General features: G+C 73.6%; 11 protein-coding genes. 7 read left to right on the top strand and 4 right to left on the bottom strand.

Annotated features, from left to right (window positions below; genetic code table 11):
- Positions 1–54 precede the first annotated feature (54 nt).
- Positions 55–2,685, top strand: coding sequence for an ATP-dependent DNA helicase (locus tag ACIQWR_RS22760; protein ID WP_404012400.1), 2,631 nt, complete (start codon positions 55–57; stop codon positions 2,683–2,685).
- A 103-nt stretch (positions 2,686–2,788) separates the two neighbouring features.
- Here ACIQWR_RS22760 and ACIQWR_RS22755 read toward each other — a convergent pair whose 3' ends face one another.
- Together ACIQWR_RS22755 and ACIQWR_RS22750 are read right to left on the bottom strand one after the other, a co-directional pair.
- Positions 2,789–4,324: a M23 family metallopeptidase gene (locus ACIQWR_RS22755; RefSeq protein ID WP_404012398.1), complete on the bottom strand. Its 1,536-nt coding sequence runs from the start codon at positions 4,322–4,324 to the stop codon at positions 2,789–2,791.
- Between the two features lie 222 nt (positions 4,325–4,546).
- Positions 4,547–5,353 (bottom strand): esterase/lipase family protein, encoded by an 807-nt coding sequence (locus ACIQWR_RS22750; RefSeq protein ID WP_404012395.1) that lies wholly within the window; start codon positions 5,351–5,353, stop codon positions 4,547–4,549.
- Between the two features lie 277 nt (positions 5,354–5,630).
- On the opposite strand from ACIQWR_RS22750, the gene ACIQWR_RS22745 reads away from it, so the two are divergent.
- Entirely contained in the window at positions 5,631–6,038 is a 408-nt protein-coding gene (locus tag ACIQWR_RS22745; protein ID WP_404012392.1) for a cobalamin B12-binding domain-containing protein, read from the top strand.
- 64 nt (positions 6,039–6,102) lie between these two features.
- On the opposite strand, the gene ACIQWR_RS22740 is transcribed toward ACIQWR_RS22745, so the two are convergent.
- The gene (locus ACIQWR_RS22740; protein WP_404012389.1) at positions 6,103–7,791 is read right to left on the bottom strand and encodes a DUF5691 domain-containing protein; all 1,689 of its coding nucleotides are present in this window, start codon (positions 7,789–7,791) and stop codon (positions 6,103–6,105) included.
- Between the two features lie 311 nt (positions 7,792–8,102).
- Positions 8,103–9,446, bottom strand: coding sequence for an SWIM zinc finger family protein (locus ACIQWR_RS22735; protein ID WP_404012387.1), 1,344 nt, complete (start codon positions 9,444–9,446; stop codon positions 8,103–8,105).
- A gap of 134 nt (positions 9,447–9,580) precedes the next feature.
- Between ACIQWR_RS22735 and ACIQWR_RS22730 the strand changes: the two genes are divergently transcribed.
- The 5 genes from ACIQWR_RS22730 (at position 9,581) to sucD (ending at position 16,668) form a co-directional block, all read left to right on the top strand.
- Positions 9,581–10,687 carry an AAA family ATPase gene (locus tag ACIQWR_RS22730; protein ID WP_404012385.1) on the top strand — a complete coding sequence of 369 codons (1,107 nt, stop codon included), beginning with the start codon at positions 9,581–9,583 and terminating at the stop codon, positions 10,685–10,687.
- Positions 10,684–13,059, top strand: a complete 2,376-nt coding sequence (locus ACIQWR_RS22725) for a DUF5682 family protein (RefSeq protein ID WP_404012382.1) — start codon at positions 10,684–10,686, stop codon at positions 13,057–13,059. The genes ACIQWR_RS22730 and ACIQWR_RS22725 overlap by 4 nt, the downstream gene beginning before the upstream one ends.
- A 14-nt stretch (positions 13,060–13,073) precedes the next feature.
- Positions 13,074–14,276 (top strand): VWA domain-containing protein, encoded by a 1,203-nt coding sequence (locus tag ACIQWR_RS22720; RefSeq protein ID WP_404012630.1) that lies wholly within the window; start codon positions 13,074–13,076, stop codon positions 14,274–14,276.
- A gap of 298 nt (positions 14,277–14,574) precedes the next feature.
- The gene (gene sucC / locus ACIQWR_RS22715) at positions 14,575–15,753 is read left to right on the top strand and encodes an ADP-forming succinate--CoA ligase subunit beta (protein WP_404012379.1); all 1,179 of its coding nucleotides are present in this window, start codon (positions 14,575–14,577) and stop codon (positions 15,751–15,753) included.
- A gap of 21 nt (positions 15,754–15,774) precedes the next feature.
- Positions 15,775–16,668 carry a succinate--CoA ligase subunit alpha gene (gene sucD / locus ACIQWR_RS22710; protein ID WP_399259482.1) on the top strand — a complete coding sequence of 298 codons (894 nt, stop codon included), beginning with the start codon at positions 15,775–15,777 and terminating at the stop codon, positions 16,666–16,668.
- Positions 16,669–16,805 lie beyond the last annotated feature (137 nt).

Here is a 16,805-nt window from a genome sequence, read left to right as displayed (position 1 = left end):
GAATTTCCGGTGCCGGGACCGGCTGTCGGTCCCGGGCCCTAGACTCGGAAGGCGATGAGCAGCCTCTTTGACGACAGTTTCCTGGCGGACCTCACCCCCTCCCACGAGGAGCCTCCGCCGCCGCCCGAGGACCACGCCCCCGAGCCGGGCGCCGACGACCTCTTCGGGGGTCGCTTCGACGCGCCCCCGAGCGGGGACGCGTACTACCGGGGCGGGTCCCCCCGGGCGGTCATCGACCCGGAGGCGCTGCTCGTCGGCCTCAATGACGAGCAGCGCGCCGCCGTCGTGCACGCGGACTCCCCGCTGCTGATCGTGGCGGGCGCCGGTTCCGGCAAGACCCGGGTGCTGACCCACCGCATCGGCCACCTGCTGGGTGCCCGCGGGGTCCATCCCGGCCAGATCCTGGCGATCACCTTCACCAACAAGGCCGCCGGAGAGATGAAGGAGCGCGTCGGGGAGCTGGTCGGCGCGCGCGCGAACGCGATGTGGGTGCTGACCTTCCACAGCGCGTGCGTGCGCATCCTGCGCCGCGAGTCCAAGCTCCTCGGCTTCACCTCGTCCTTCTCGATCTACGACGCGGCGGACTCGAAGCGGCTGATGGCGCTCGTCTGCCGGGACCTCGACCTGGACCCCAAGCGCTTCCCGCCGAAGTCGTTCAGCGCGAAGGTCTCCAACCTGAAGAACGAGCTGATCGACGCCGACGCCTTCGCCGCACAGGCGGTGGACGGCTTCGAGAAGACCGTCGCCCAGGCCTACGCGATGTACCAGGCACGGCTGCGCGAGGCCAACGCCCTCGACTTCGACGACATCATCATGACCACGGTGCACCTGCTCCAGGCGTTCCCGGACGTCGCCGAGCACTACCGGCGCCGCTTCCGCCACGTACTGGTCGACGAGTACCAGGACACCAACCACGCGCAGTACACGCTCGTGCGCGAGCTGGTCGGCGCCGGGTACCCGGACCTGGCGCCCGCCGAGCTGTGCGTCGTGGGTGACGCGGACCAGTCGATCTATGCCTTCCGCGGCGCGACCATCCGCAACATCCTCCAGTTCGAGGAGGACTACCCGAACGCGACGACGATCCTGCTGGAGCAGAACTACCGCTCCACCCAGACGATCCTGTCCGCCGCCAACGCGGTCATCGAGCGCAACGAGAACCGCCGCCCCAAGAACCTGTGGACGCAGGCCGGCTCGGGCGCCGGGATCACCGGCTACGTCGCGGACACCGAGCACGACGAGGCGCAGTTCGTCGCCGACGAGATCGACCGGCTGACGGACGCGGGCGACGCGAAGGCGGGCGACGTCGCCGTCTTCTACCGCACCAACGCCCAGTCCCGCGTGTTCGAGGAGATCTTCATCCGGGTCGGCCTGCCCTACAAGGTCGTCGGCGGAGTCCGGTTCTACGAGCGCAAGGAGGTCCGGGACGTCCTGGCCTACCTGCGGGTGCTCTCGAACCCCGAGGACGTGGTGCCGCTGCGCCGGATCCTGAACGTGCCCAAGCGCGGCATCGGCGACCGCGCCGAGGCGATGATCGACGCGCTGTCGCTGCGCGAGAGGATCACCTTCCCGCAGGCGCTGAAGCGGGTGGACGAGGCGTACGGCATGGCCGCGCGCTCGACCAACGCGGTGAAGCGGTTCAACGTGCTCATGGAGGAACTGCGCACGATCGTCGACTCGGGCGCGGGCCCGGCCGTCGTGCTGGAAGCGGTCCTGGAGCGTACGGGCTACCTCGCCGAGCTCCAGGCCTCGACCGACCCGCAGGACGAGACGCGGATCGAGAACCTCCAGGAACTCGCGGCCGTGGCGCTGGAGTTCGAGCAGGCGCGGGCGGCCGCCGCGGACGCGGCGCCGGCGGCGCCCGAGGCCGACGCCCCGGACACGGCGGCGGTGACGGCGGCGGTGACGGTGACGGCGGCGGTGACGGTGGCGGTGGCCGACGCGGGCGCCGACGCCGATCCGGACACCGTGGCCGCGGCCCCGGCGCCGGGACCGGGCACGCTCGCGGAGTTCCTGGAGCAGGTCGCGCTGGTGGCCGACTCCGACCAGATCCCCGACGAGGACACCGAGGGCACGGGCGTCATCACCCTGATGACCCTGCACACCGCCAAGGGCCTGGAGTTCCCGGTGGTCTTCGTGACCGGCATGGAGGACGGGGTCTTCCCGCACATGCGGGCGCTCGGCCAGACCAAGGAGCTGGAGGAGGAGCGGCGCCTCGCGTACGTCGGGATCACCCGGGCGCGCGAGCGGCTGTACCTGACCCGCTCCTCGATGCGCAGCGCCTGGGGCACGCCCTCCTACAACCCGCCCTCGCGGTTCCTGGAGGAGATCCCGGACCAGTACCTCCAGTGGAAGCGGACGGGGGCGCAGAAGCCCGCGGGCCCGATGCGCAGTTCCGTCGGCTCCCGCTCGGGCGGTGGCGGCGGGACCTCCTTCGGCACCTCGCCCGAGTCGTTCCTGTCGTCCTCGCGCTCCAAGTCGGGCCCCTCGGGCTTCGCGACGCGCCGGACCTCGGACAAGCCGGTCATCACGCTGCTGGTGGGGGACCGGGTCACGCACGACCAGTTCGGGCTGGGCACGGTGATGGAGGTCAAGGGGACCGGCGCGGACGCGCAGGCCACCATCGACTTCGGGGACGAGAAGCCGAAGCGGCTGCTGCTGCGGTACGCGCCCGTCCAGAAGCTGTAGGCGCCGACCGTACGAGAAGGGGGCGGGCCCGGGGTGAAGTCCCCGGGCCCGCCCCCTTCTTCGTGTCTACGTGTCCACGTGCGTCCTCGTGGTTTCGTGCGGCCTAGTTGGGGTCGAGGCCGTGGCTGCGCAGCCACGCCTGCGGGTCGATCGGGGAGCCGCTGTCCGGCCGCACTTCGAAGTGGAGGTGCGGGCCGGTGGAGTTGCCGGAGTTGCCCGAGTACGCGATGACGTCACCGGCCTTGACCTTGCCGGACCGGATCTTGGTGCTGCTGAGGTGGCAGTACCAGGTCTCGGTACCGTCGGGCGAGACCACGATGGCCATGTTGCCGTAGGCGCTGTTCCACTGGGTGCGCACGGTGCCGTCGGTGGCCGCCATGACCGGCGTGCCGTAGGAGACCGGGAAGTCGATGCCGGTGTGCACGGACATCCACATGCCGCCGGCCTGTCCGAAGCCCGCGCTGAGGCCGTGCTGGTCGACCGGGAGGGAGAACTTGGGGCGGGCCGCTTCCTTGGCCGCCGCCTCCTCCGCGCGCTTCTTCTTCTCCAGGTCCTGCCGTTCCTTCAGGTCGATGCGCTCCTGGGTACGGCTGGCCCGGTCCGCGAAGTCGCCCGCGTCGGCGCTGAGTGCGGTGAGCTGGGTGTCGAGCTTGCTGTTCGCGGCGACCGGTTTGACGGACGCCGGGTCGGGCGCGGCCATCGTGGTCGTGTCGGCGGACGGCTTGTCACCGGAGGGCAGACCGCCGACCGCTGCGGCGGCCACGCCCGCGACCCCTATGACGCACACCGAGGGGACGGCGACGGTCAGTAGGGCGGACCGCTTCGCCGGGGACCGGCGGCCGCCGTTCGCCTTGGTGGGGGCCCGGCGCGCGGAGCGCGGCACGGGCGGGGTCGTGGCCATGGTCTGGGTGGGGAGGTCGGCGTGGGCGGCCGCGGCCAGGACGTCGTCCCGCTCCGCCGCGGTGTCCTCGGCGGGCACGGCGTCGAAGACCGCGGTGGCCGGGCCGGACTCCGACTCGGGTGCGGCCTCGTAGCCGCTGTCGTAGCCACCGCCGCCGCTGTCGTAGCCGCCGCCGTCGTGGTGCGCGGCGTAGTCGCCCTCGTAGGTCGGGGCCGCGTAGGCACCGGCGTCGTAGGCGGGGGTGAGCGTGGTGGCCTCGTACCCGTAGGAGTACGTGTAGGTCGCCTCGGGCTGGAGCTGCTGCGGCAGTTCCTCCGGGGCCACGGTGTTCCAGGCGGTGGCGTCGTAGGCGCCGGTCTCGTTGCCGGTCGTGCCGTAGCCCGGCATCGCCCAGTGGCCCGAGGGGTCGCCGGTGGTCGCGCCGACGGGGGCGGCGCCGTCGTAGCCGAAGTTGGTCGGCTGGTACTCCGTGTTCCAGGCGCCTGCGTCCCACTGGCCGCTGACGTCGTCGGCGGCGCTCTGGGTCGGGATGCTGGAGAGGTAGCCGTCCTGGACAGGGGCGTTCCACGCGGTGGTGTCGTAGGCGCCGGTGTCGTAGGGAGCGGCGTAGGCGCCGTAGTCGTACCCCTGGCCCTGTGTGTCGAAGGACGGGTACGGCACCTCGCTGGCGAAGGTGGTGGTGGAGAGGCCGTCGTATCCGTTGTCCGGATACTGGCCCGACGTGGTGCTGTCGTTCACCAACTTCTCTTTCGCCTCGGCGGTGGGGAGCCTGGGTGGCCGGGGGGTTCAAGGACCCCGGAGGAGAGCAGTGGCGTGACTGTACCCGTCGGTTACTGGCAACGACAATCTTCTAGGGGTTCTCGAGTTTCCGGAACCGGGCATTCGGCCGTCTTTCGGTCGTGCGGAGACGGAGCCTTGGCCCTGGGTTCGAAATCCGTTCGACTGTGGGGTGTTCGCCGTTCAGGCGACGGAGGCGGTTCCCGGGGCGGTCGGGGCGAGGAGCGACGGACCGTCGAGGGACCGGTGAACGGCCGCGATGACGGCCGGATGCTTCGGGAGCACGAGGTGTCCGATGCCGGTGACCTGCACGTTCTCCACCCGCAGGTCGGGATGGTCGAGTCGGGCCGTCTCCACCGGAACCATCAACTGGTCGAACTCGCTCCAGAAGGCGACGAAGCGGGTCCGGCATCCGGGCGCGGCCGCGGCCAGTTCGGCCATCACAGAGGAGTCCGGGCGGATCTGCCGGATCACGGGGTGCGCGCCCGCGAACGGAGCCACCCGGGTGCCCGCGTGGGGAGTACCGAGAGTGACGAGGGTGCGCACCCGCGCGTCACCGCCGAGGCGCTGGACGTAGTACCGGGCGATGAGTCCGCCGAGGCTGTGCCCCACCAGGTCCACGCGCGGGGCCCCGGTGCGCCGGCACACCTCCTCGACGTGCTCGGCGAGCCGGCGGGCGGCCGCGCGCAGATCGAGGGTGAGGGGCGAGTAGTTGTACGTCTCCACCCGGCGGCGGCCGCCCTTGGCCAGGGCGCGGCGCAGCAGCACGAAGACGGAGCGGTTGTCGGTGAAGCCGTGCAGCAGCAGCGCCGGCGGCCGGGCCCCCGGGGCCGCGGCCCCGGGGGCGCAGCCGGTGCGCTCCGGCCGTTCCGGGAGGATCCCGGTCGGGTAGAGCAGTAGGTGTCCGGCGAGGACGACGAGTTCGAGCGCGGCGGCGCGCAGCGCGGCGCCGGACGCGGGTACGGACGTGAAGACGAATGGCAGCCCCATCGACGGCCTCCCCCTGGCGGCTTCCGGGTGTGGCCGTCGGCGCTCCGGGTGCGGCTCCCCTGGTCCGCTGCGTGGCCGCCGGTGCCCCGCCGCCGTGCCGTGCGGCTGACGGCGCGGTGGCGGGGTGGCTCTACGCGGCTCTCCCGGCGACCGACGGCGCGGACTTCCCGAGTGAAATCAATGCTGTCCCACGTGTGATTTCCCCCTCCCGGTTGACCGCGAAACGGAGGTGTGCGCGATGCTGTACTTAACGTTCGTTCACTCGGGAGGCAGTGCGATGGGTGTGACCGGTCCGATCCGTGTGGTGGTGGCGAAGCCGGGTCTTGACGGCCACGACCGTGGTGCCAAGGTGATCGCGCGGGCGCTGCGGGACGCGGGCATGGAGGTCATCTACACCGGCCTCCACCAGACCCCCGAACAGATCGTGGACACCGCCATCCAGGAGGACGCCGACGCGATCGGCCTCTCGATCCTCTCCGGCGCCCACAACACGCTCTTCGCGCGGGTGCTGGAACTCCTGCGCGAGCGCGAGGCGGAGGACATCAAGGTCTTCGGCGGCGGGATCATCCCGGAGGACGACATCGGTCCGCTCAAGGAGAAGGGCGTGGCCGAGATCTTCACCCCGGGCGCCACGACCACCGCCATCGTCGACTGGGTCCGCGCGAACGTCCGCCAGTCGGCCTGAACCGCCGCGCCACCGGACCACCGAGCCCCCGCCCCGGCGGCCCGGCCCCCCGCACCGCCGCGGGTCAGGCCGCCCGGGCGGGGGCCGGCTCCGCCAGCTCCGCCAGCTCCGCCAGCTCCGCCAGCATCGCCGCGCGCAGGCGCAGGGTGGACACCAACCGCTGGAAGGCCTCGGCCCAGTACGCCTCGGCGCCCGGCGTGACCTCCGCGGCCGCCGATCCGCCGGGGGCGTTCGCGTCCGCCCCGGCCGCCCCGGCCGATTCCGCGGCCAGCGCCACCGAGAGCAGGGACTCCAGCCGGTCGGCCGCCGCCGGGTCCAGGCAGCGCTCCGCGAGCCCCATCACCCCGCTGAAGCTCCAGGGGTAACTCCCCGCCAACCGGGCCGAGTCCAGCGCGTCGACCACGGCGTCGCCCAGCTCGGCGGCCCACGGCACCACGCTCACCCCGAGCAACTGGAAGGCCTCCGACAGCCCGTGGGCCCGGACGAACTCGGCTACCCACCCCGCCCGTTCCTCCTCGGGCAGGGTCTCCAGGAGCTTCGCCCGCTCGGCGAGCGAGGCGGTGGCCGGGCCCGCCGCGGGCGGCGCGGACGCCGAGCCGAGCAGGGCCTTCGACCAGAGCGGGTCGCGCTGGCGGACCGCCGCCCGGCACCAGGCCGCGTGCAGTTCCTCGGCCCAGCCCTCGGCCACCGGCAGCGCCAGGATCCCGGCCGGGTCCAGGCCGGCGAACCGCTCCCGCCAGCACGACAGCGGAGCCGCCTCCACCAGCTGCCCCAGCCACCAGGCCCGCTCCCCGCGACCGGCCGGCGGGCGCTCGACTACGCCGTCCCGCAGCATCCCGGCATCGCAGGCCACCGGCGGGACCACGCCCTGCGGCCCCACGCAGGCCAGTGCCCGCTGCGCCATCCGGCCCGCCAGAGCGGACCCCACGAGCGCGGAGAGCAGCTCGGCCGCCGTCGCCCGGACATTGCGGCTCCGGTCGCCCAGGGCCTGCTCCAGGAAGGGCTCGTCCGCCTCCGACAACCCCGAGCGCAGCGAATCGAGGAACATCAGCCGGTCCTCGGCGCGCTCGGTGGACCACGTGGTCGCCAGGAGCAGCGGCGCGGCAGCCGCCTCATGTGCCCGGACCGCCCCCAGCAGCGCCACCCGCTCCGCGAACAGCCCCTCCTGCCACAGCCGTGCCACGCCCGCCGGATCGTCGGGGGCGGGCAGTTCGCCGCCCCCGGCCCCGCTGCGCAGCGCGAACCGCCACTCCGGATTGAGCCGGGCCAGCCACCGCCCCCGCGCGCCGGCGAGCGCCAGGGCCTGCGGGCGCAGATCCGTACGGGCCTTGGCCGCGTCCAGCAGCGCGGGCACCTGGGCGGCGGGCGCCCGATAACCGTGCCGCACGGCGGCGGCCAGCCACTGCGGCAGCAGCTCGGTCAGGTCCGGCGCCGATCCGCGCCGCCCGCCGCCCCCGCCCGTGCGGCCCGCCAGCAGCTGCGCGAGCCGGCGCCGCGCGGCATCCGGCGGCGCGGGACGCGGATCCGGCGCCGCGGGCTCGGGCCGCGGGCCCGCCTCGGCCGGACGCAGCCCCGCCCGGCGGCGCACCGCCACGACGGCCGCCGCGTCCAGCAGGGCCCGCGGCGAGCCGGTCGTCCCGCTGCCGCGCCGCCGCTCGGTGCCGAGCAGCGCGGCGCCGACCAGCTCCTCCCACGGCTCGCCCCCGGGCGCCTGCCCGTCCCCGTGCGTGTCCCCGTGCCTGTTCCCGTTCACGTGCCCCTCCCTCGTCCTTGTCCTCGGCCCTGTCCTCGACCTTGTCCGCTGTGTCGTCGGACGTGGCCTTGCTGCCGGGTGGTGCGCTCCGGTCCCGCCCCCTCCGCGGGACCGGAGCAGTCCTCCCCGTGTGTGGTCGCCTGCGTTGTGTGTCGTGTACGTCGTGTGTGTCGTGCGCGTCGTGCCGTGCGCCGGCCTTTCGGCCCGCTAGCTGGCGTGGTTGTCGTTCACAGAAGCCCCCCGGCTTGCTCGTTGCCCGCTGGCGCCCCCGCGCCACCGGTACTGCCGCGCGGCTCGCGCCGCGCCGTCGTTCAGCCCAGGGCGACGGGCTCGTCGGAGCCCGCGGCCCAAGCGGTCAGTGGAGTGAAGCCGCGGTGTCCGCATTCGCCGAACACCGTCACCGGGTCGCCCCCGGACAGCGCCGCCAACTGCCACAACCCCGAGCGGGATCGCCCCGCGGCCCCCGTCACGGGCAGGGCGGACGTTCCCCGGGCGTCCGCCAGCTGCCAGCCGCGCTCCCCGGGGACCGGAACCACCGGGCCGAGCACCACCGGCCAGGCGTCCAGCCACGGGTCCTCGCGCAACGCCGTTCCGTAGGCGTCGAGCGCGGCCCCCGTCCCGATCCCCGCCGGGGCCAGCGGCCACGGCACGGGCGCGGCGAACCGCTCCCCGAGATCCGCCCGCAGCCCCGCCGACCCGGGCCGGAAGCGGGCTTCCGCATCCAGCGCCAGACCGACTGGCAGGGCGAGCCCCGGTGGCCGCCCGGGCGGACCGAAGTCCAGGACCAGCGCTGCCCGTCCGCTCGCCGCCCCGCGCAGCCAGATCCGGCGCGTGGTGAGCCGGCCGTCCGGCGAGACGTTGTCGTACTGGGACAGCACCAGCCAGTTATCGCGCACCGCGTCCCCCTCCGCGGTGCTCGTGATGCCCACTCTGGCCCGGACCGTGGCGGCCAGCGGCCCGGGAAGTTCCCCCACCCCGAGCCAGGCCCGGTCCAGCAGATGGAGGAGCGCGCACTCCTCCAGCATCCGGCCGGGCCAACCCGGACCGGAGGTCGGTATGGTTCCCAACTCCCTTATCCGGGAGGCCAGTCCGGGTGCCTGTGCATCGACCATACGGGCCGCCGTCTCCTCCCACAGGGAATATCCGGCGTGCTCCTGACCGGCCAGTCCGCCGCGCAGAAGATCGGCCAGCCGCTGCTCCAATTCGCTCACGCCCGCGCCGATCCGGGCCGCCCTGCGCTCGGCGCGCCGGCGGGCCGCCTCCGGGTCCGCGACGGCTGCCGCCGCCCCCGGGGCGGCGGCCCGGGCGGCCCGCGCCGCCCGCTCGGTCAGCCAGGTCGAGGCCCACTCGGGAGCCTCGACCGGTTCCCCGAAACCCTCCGCCGCCCAGAGCAGCAGCAGCCCCAGCGCGTGCTTGCACGGGAACTTCCGACTCGGGCAGGAGCACGTGTACGCCGGGCCCGTCAGGTCCACGACCGTCCGGTACGGCGTACTGCCACTGCCCTTGCACCACCCCCACAGCGCACCGGAAGCGGAACCTCCGGTATGCGACCACGGACCCGCCCCGCCCAGCTTGGCCCCCGCCTTGCGTGACGCCACGTCAGGAGCCAGAGCCAGTACCTGTTCCGCTGTCCAGCGGACCCCCTGCTCAGTCATGTGTTCCACCGTAGGCACCCCCACTGACAATCGCTCTGACCTGCAACGACGTGCTGGGCAGGGGGTGTTGTCAGTGGCGTGGTGCACCGTGGTCACAGCAGTCGGGAGCGGCTGCCGAGCATTGGAGGGGGACCATGACCATGCCCGAGAACGGCGCCGGCGCCGAGGTGCTGCGCCCGCATGCCGAAGACGCCTTCGCCCACGAACTGAAAGCCCTCGCGGCCGCCGACGACCGGCCCCGCCCGGTCCGCTGGAAGCTCTCGCCCTGGGCCGTCGCCACCTACCTGCTCGGCGGCGAGCTCGCCGACGGCACCGTGATCACGCCCAAGTACGTCGGCCCGCGCCGCATCGTCGAGGTCGCCGTCACCACGCTGGCCACCGACCGCGCCCTGCTCCTGCTCGGCGTGCCCGGCACCGCCAAGACCTGGGTGTCGGAACACCTGGCCGCCGCGGTCAGCGGGGACTCCACACTGCTCGTCCAGGGCACCGCGGGCACCCCGGAGGAGGCGATGCGCTACGGCTGGAACTACGCCCGGCTGCTCGCCCACGGCCCGAGCCGCGAGGCGCTCGTCCCCAGCCCGATCATGCGGGCCATGACCGAGGGCATGACGGCGCGCGTCGAGGAGCTGACCCGGATCCCCGCGGACGTCCAGGACTCCCTCATCACCGTGCTGTCCGAGAAGACCCTGCCCATCCCCGAGTTGGGGCAGGAGGCGCAGGCGGTCCGCGGCTTCAACCTCATCGCCACCGCCAACGACCGCGACCGCGGGGTCAACGAGCTCTCCAGCGCGCTGCGCCGCCGCTTCAACACCGTCGTACTGCCCCTGCCCGCGACCGCCGACGCCGAGGTCGACATCGTCGCCCGCCGGGTCGACCAGATGGGCCGCGCCCTGGACCTGCCGCCCGCACCCGAGGGCCTGGAGGAGATCCGCCGCGTCGTCACCGTCTTCCGCGAGCTGCGGGGCGGTATCACCGACGACGGCCGCACCAAGGTGAAGTCGCCGAGCGGCACCCTGTCGACCGCCGAGGCGATATCCGTCGTCACCAACGGGCTCGCCCTGGCCGCCCACTTCGGCGACGGCGTACTGCGCCCCTCGGACGTGGCCGCCGGCATCCTCGGCGCGGTCGTCCGCGATCCGGCCGCCGACCGGGTGGTCTGGCAGGAGTACTTGGAGGCCGTGGTCCGCGAGCGCGAGGGCTGGAAGGACTTCTACCGCGCCTGCCGGGAGGTGACGGCGTGAGCCCGCGGACCGCGGGCCCGCTCCTGCTGGGCGTGCGCCACCACGGGCCCGGCTCCGCCCGGGCGGTGCGCGCCGCCCTCGACGCGGCGGCGCCGCGGGCCGTGCTGATCGAGGGCCCGCCGGAGGGGGACGCGCTGCTGCCGCTGGCCGCCGACCCGGCGATGCGGCCGCCCGTGGCGCTGCTGGCCCACGTCGCCGACGATCCGGGCCGGGCCGCCTTCTGGCCGCTGGCCGGCTTCTCCCCGGAGTGGGTCGCCATCCGCTGGGCGCAGACCCGCGGGATCCCGGTCCGCTTCATCGACCTGCCGGCCGCGCACTCGCTCGCGGTCGTGCCGGGGGCCGAAGCGGAGCCGGAGCCCGCGCCGGAGTCCGGGCCCGGGACCAAGGGCGGCGAGGGGGACCGTCCGGTCGCCGGCATCCGGCTCGACCCGCTCGCGGCGCTCGCCGGAGCCGCCGGCTACGAGGACCCGGAGCAGTGGTGGGAGGACGTCGTCGAACACCGGGGGAGCGGCGGCGAGGCCGAGCCGCTGGCCGCCTTCGAGGCGCTCGGCGACGCCATGGCCGCCCTGCGCGAGGAGTACGGCGACGGCGGCCACCCCCGCGACGCGGTCCGCGAGGCGTACATGCGCCAGCGGATGCGGGCCGCCCGCCGCGAGTTCGGCGACGACTACGCGGTGGTGTGCGGGGCCTGGCACGTGCCCGCGCTGCGCGCCAGGACCACGGCGGCCGCCGACAAGGCGCTGCTCACCGGCCTGCCCAAGGTCAAGGTGGAGACCACCTGGGTGCCCTGGACCCATCGCAGACTGGCCCGGGCCGGCGGCTACGGCGCGGGCATCACCTCCCCCGGCTGGTACGCGCACCTCTTCGCGGCCCGCGACCGGCCCGTGGAGCGCTGGCTGACGAAGGTCGCCGGGCTGCTCCGCGCGGCGGACCGGCAGGTCTCCTCGGCGCACGTGATCGAGGCGGTCCGGCTCGCGGAGACCCTGGCCGCGCTGCGCGGCCGCCCGCTGCCCGGCCTCGGCGAAACCCTCGAAGCGGCCACCGCGGTGATGTGCGAGGGCTCCACCGTGCCCCTCGCGCTCATCGAGGACCAGCTGGTCGTGGGCGACGTGCTCGGCGAGGTCCCGGACGAGACGCCCGTCGTGCCCCTGCAACGGGACCTGACCCGGCTCCAGCGCTCCCTGCGCCTGAAGGCGGAGGCCCAGGTGCGGGACCTGGAGCTGGACCTGCGCAAGGACACCGACGGCGCCAAGAGCCTGCTGCTGCACCGCTTGCGGCTGCTGGGCATCGGGTGGGGCGCGCCCACCGCCTCCCGGAGCAGTACCGGCACCTTCCGCGAGAGCTGGCGGCTGTGTTGGGAACCGGAGCTGTCGGTGCGGGTCGCCGAAGCCGGGATCTGGGGCACCACCGTGCTCGCCGCGGCCACCGCCAAGGCCGAGGCCGACGCGGCGGCCGCCGCGGAGCTGGGCGAGGTGACGGCCCTGGCCGAGCAGTGCCTGCTGGCCGGGCTGGGGCGGGCGCTGCCCGCCGTGCTGCGGGCGCTGGCCGACCGGGCCGCGCTGGACACCGATGTGGCCCGGCTCGCCCGGGCGCTGCCCGCCCTCGCCCGCTCGCTGCGCTACGGCGACGTGCGCGGTACGGACACGGCCGCGCTGGGCACGGTCGCGGCCGGGCTCGCCGAGCGGATCTGCGTCGCGCTGGTGCCCGCCTGCGCCACCGGGCTCGACGCCGGTGCCGCGGCCGAGTTGCGCGGCCACGTGGACGCGGTCCACGGGGCGATCGGGATGCTCGACCGCGGCGACGCCGTGGACGACGCCGGTGCGGACGGGCTGCGCGGGCGCTGGGCCGGGGTGCTGCGGACGCTGGCGGGCCGGGACACGGTGCCCGGGCTGATCCGCGGCCGGGCGGTCCGGCTGCTGCTCGACGACGGCGCCCTCACCGCCGAGGAGACGGCGCGGCTGATGGGCCTTTCGCTGTCCCCGGCGGCCGGGCCCGCCGATGCGGCCGGTTGGATCGAGGGCTTCGCGGGCGGAGCGTCCGGCGGCGGCACGCTGCTGGTGCACGACGAACGCCTGCTCGGCCTGATCGACGGCTGGCTGGCCGGGGTGCCGGAGCGCGCGTTCGTCGACGTACTGCCGCTGCTGCGGCGGACGTTCGGCGCGTACGAGCCGGGGGTGAAGCGGACCCTGGGCGAGCTGGTGCGGCGCGGCCCCGCCGTGTCGGGCGGCGCCGCGGCCACGGCCGGTCCGGCGCCCGAGGGCTTCGGACCGGAGCTGGACGCGGAGCGGGCGGACGCGGTGGTGGCCATGGTCCGGATGCTGCTGGCGGGCGCCCGCGGCGAAGACGACGAGCTGGTGGGGGTGGCCCGGTGAACACGACGGACGCGATGAACACGACGGACGCGGCGGACGCGAGCCGCGCGACGGACCCGACGGACGCGGCGGGGGAGCGGCTGCGGCGCTGGCGCCTGGTGCTCGGCGGAGGCGAGGCGGACGGCACGGGACACGCCCTGACCGGCCGGGACGCGGCGATGGACGCCGCCCTCGGCGCCCTCTACGGCGGCGGCCCCGGCGGCGGCCGCAAGGCGCCCGGTCGCACCGGGGAGCGCTCCGCCGGACTCGGCGGCTCCGCCCCGGCGGTGGCCCGCTGGCTCGGCGACATCCGTACGTACTTCCCCGCCTCCGTCGTCCAGGTCATGCAGCGCGACGCCATCGAGCGGCTCGGCCTCTCCGCGCTGCTGCTGGAACCGGAGATGCTGGAGGCCGTCGAGCCGGACGTCCACCTGGTCGGCACCCTGCTCTCGCTCAACAAGGCGATGCCCGACACCACGCGGGAGACCGCCCGGATGGTGGTCCGCGCGGTGGTGGAGCAGCTGGAGAAGAAGCTCTCCGGCCGGACCCGGGCCGTCCTGGGCGGCGCGCTCGACCGCTCCGCCCGGATCAGCCGCCCCCGGCACCGGGACATCGACTGGGACCGCACGATCCGCGCCAATCTCAAGAACTACCTGGCGGAGCACCGCACGGTCGTTCCCGAACGGCTGATCGGCTACGGCCGGGCGGCGCAATCGGTGAAGAAGGAGGTGATCCTCTGCATCGACCAGTCGGGTTCGATGGCCGCCTCCGTCGTCTACGCCTCGGTCTTCGGCGCCGTCCTCGCCTCCATGCGCTCGATCGCCACCCGCCTCGTCGTCTTCGACACCGCCGTCGTGGACCTCACCGACCAGCTGGACGACCCCGTCGACGTCCTCTTCGGCACCCAGCTCGGCGGCGGCACGGACATCAACCGCGCCCTCGCCTACTGCCAGTCGAAGATCACCCGGCCCGCGGACACCGTCGTCGTCCTGATCAGCGACCTCTACGAGGGCGGCATCCGCAACGAGATGCTGCGTCGGGTCGCGACGATGAAGGCGGCCGGCGTCCAGTTCGTCACCCTGCTCGCGCTCTCGGACGAGGGCGCCCCCGCCTACGACCGCGAACACGCGGCGGCCCTCGCCGCCCTCGGCGCCCCGGCCTTCGCCTGCACCCCCGACCTCTTCCCGGAGGTGATGGCGGCCGCGATCGAGCGGAAGCCGCTGCCGGTCCCGCAGTGAGCGACCGCCGGGCCGCCCCCGTGGACCACGCCGCCATCCGCTGCACAGGGGCGGATCGCACGAATCTGCAGATCAACCGTGAGGCGATCTGTGACAGGTATCACCGCTCAGGTGTGATCTGCGATTTAGGGACCTACGGCCCGCGGGGATAACCTGCGGGACGGACATGCCGCGTCCACGGTCACCGTGTGCGCCTCCCTTGTGACAGCGCCGTCACGTTGCCCTCCGCGGCACGCCCACGCAGATAGCAGAAAACCGCGAATCACTGCGAATCTTTGAAGACAAGGGACGGACGCGCGTGGACCTGTTCGAGTACCAGGCGAGGGACCTCTTCGCCAAGCACGGTGTACCGGTGCTGGCCGGTGGAGTGATCGACACGCCTGAGGCGGCTCGCGAGGCCACCGAGCGGCTGGGCGGCAAGTCGGTCGTCAAGGCGCAGGTGAAGGTCGGAGGCCGCGGCAAGGCCGGCGGCGTCAAGCTGGCCGCCAACGCGGACGAGGCCGTCGCCCGTGCGACGGACATCCTCGGCATGGACATCAAGGGCCACACGGTCCACAAGGTGATGATCGCCGAGCTGTCCCCGGAGATCGAGGCGGAGTACTACGTCTCGTACCTCCTCGACCGCACCAACCGCACCTTCCTGGCCATGGCCTCGGTGCAGGGCGGCATGGACATCGAGGAGGTCGCGGAGAAGACCCCCGAGGCCCTCGCGAAGGTTCCGGTCAACGCGGTCGACGGTGTCGACATCGTCAAGGCCCGCGAGATCGTGGCCCTGGCGAAGTTCCCGGCCGACGTGGCCGAGGGCGTCGCCGAGGCGATGGTGACCCTGTGGGACACCTTCGTCGCCGAGGACGCGCTCCTCGTCGAGGTCAACCCGCTGGTCAAGACCAAGGACGGCCGCATCCTGGCCCTCGACGGCAAGGTCTCGCTCGACGAGAACGCCGAGTTCCGCCAGCCGGGCCACGAGGAGTTCGTGGACCACGCGGCCGCGAACCCGCTCGAGGCGGCCGCCAAGGCCAAGAACCTCAACTACGTCAAGCTCGACGGTGAGGTCGGCATCATCGGCAACGGCGCGGGTCTCGTCATGAGCACCCTCGACGTCGTCGCCTACGCCGGCGAGAACCACGGCGGCGTCAAGCCCGCCAACTTCCTCGACATCGGCGGTGGCGCCTCCGCCGCCGTCATGGCGAACGGCCTCGAGATCATCCTCGGCGACCCGGACGTCAAGTCCGTCTTCGTCAACGTCTTCGGTGGCATCACCGCGTGCGACGAGGTCGCCAACGGCATCGTCCAGGCGCTCCAGCTGCTCGAGGACAAGGGCGAGGCGGTCACCAAGCCGCTCGTCGTCCGCCTCGACGGCAACAACGCCGAGCTGGGTCGCAAGATCCTCTCGGACGCCAACCACCCGCTGGTCCAGCGCGTGGACACCATGGACGGCGCGGCCGACAAGGCCGCCGAGCTCGCGGCTGCGAAGTAAGGGCAGAGGTCACAGACTCACATGGCTATCTTCCTCAACAAGGACAGCAAGGTCATCGTCCAGGGCATGACCGGTGCCACGGGCATGAAGCACACCAAGCTGATGCTGGCTGACGGCACCAACATCGTCGGCGGCGTGAACCCGCGCAAGGCCGGCACCACCGTCGACTTCGACGGCACCGAGGTCCCGGTCTTCGGCTCCGTCGCCGAGGCGATGGAGAAGACGGGCGCCAACGTCTCCGTCCTCTTCGTCCCGCCGGCCTTCGCCAAGGCCGCCGTGATCGAGGCGATCGACGCCGAGATCCCGCTGGCCGTCATCATCACCGAGGGCATCGCGGTGCACGACTCCGCCGCCTTCTGGGCGTACGCGACCGCCAAGGGCAACACGACGCGGATCATCGGCCCGAACTGCCCCGGTCTGATCACGCCGGGCCAGTCCAACGCCGGCATCATCCCGGGCGACATCACCAAGCCCGGCCGCATCGGTCTCGTGTCCAAGTCCGGCACGCTGACCTACCAGATGATGTACGAGCTGCGCGACCTCGGCTTCTCGTCCGCCGTCGGCATCGGTGGCGACCCGGTCATCGGCACCACGCACATCGACGCCCTGGAGGCGTTCGAGGCGGACCCCGACACCGACCTGATCGTCATGATCGGTGAGATCGGCGGCGACGCCGAGGAGCGTGCGGCGGACTTCATCGCCAAGCACGTCACCAAGCCGGTCGTCGGTTACGTCGCGGGCTTCACCGCCCCCGAGGGCAAGACCATGGGCCACGCCGGCGCCATCGTCTCCGGCTCCTCGGGCACCGCGCAGGCGAAGAAGGAGGCCCTTGAGGCCGCCGGCGTCAAGGTCGGCAAGACGCCGACCGAGACGGCGAAGCTGGCGCGCGAGATCCTGAACGCCACGGGCGCCTGATCCCAGCACCGGCAGTACCCGTACGGGCGTGGGGCCCCCCCCCCCCGGGGGGGGGCCCCCCCCCGGGCGCCGCCCCCGGGGGCCCCCCCCCCCCCGGGGCCCCCCCCCCCGGGCGGGGGGGGGGGTGTTGGGCCCCC

The organism is Streptomyces sp. NPDC098789 (assembly GCF_044759975.1).
Classification (GTDB): domain Bacteria; phylum Actinomycetota; class Actinomycetes; order Streptomycetales; family Streptomycetaceae; genus Streptomyces.
Note: the sequence above shows the minus strand (reverse complement) of the source record. Positions and strands in the feature narration are given on the sequence as shown.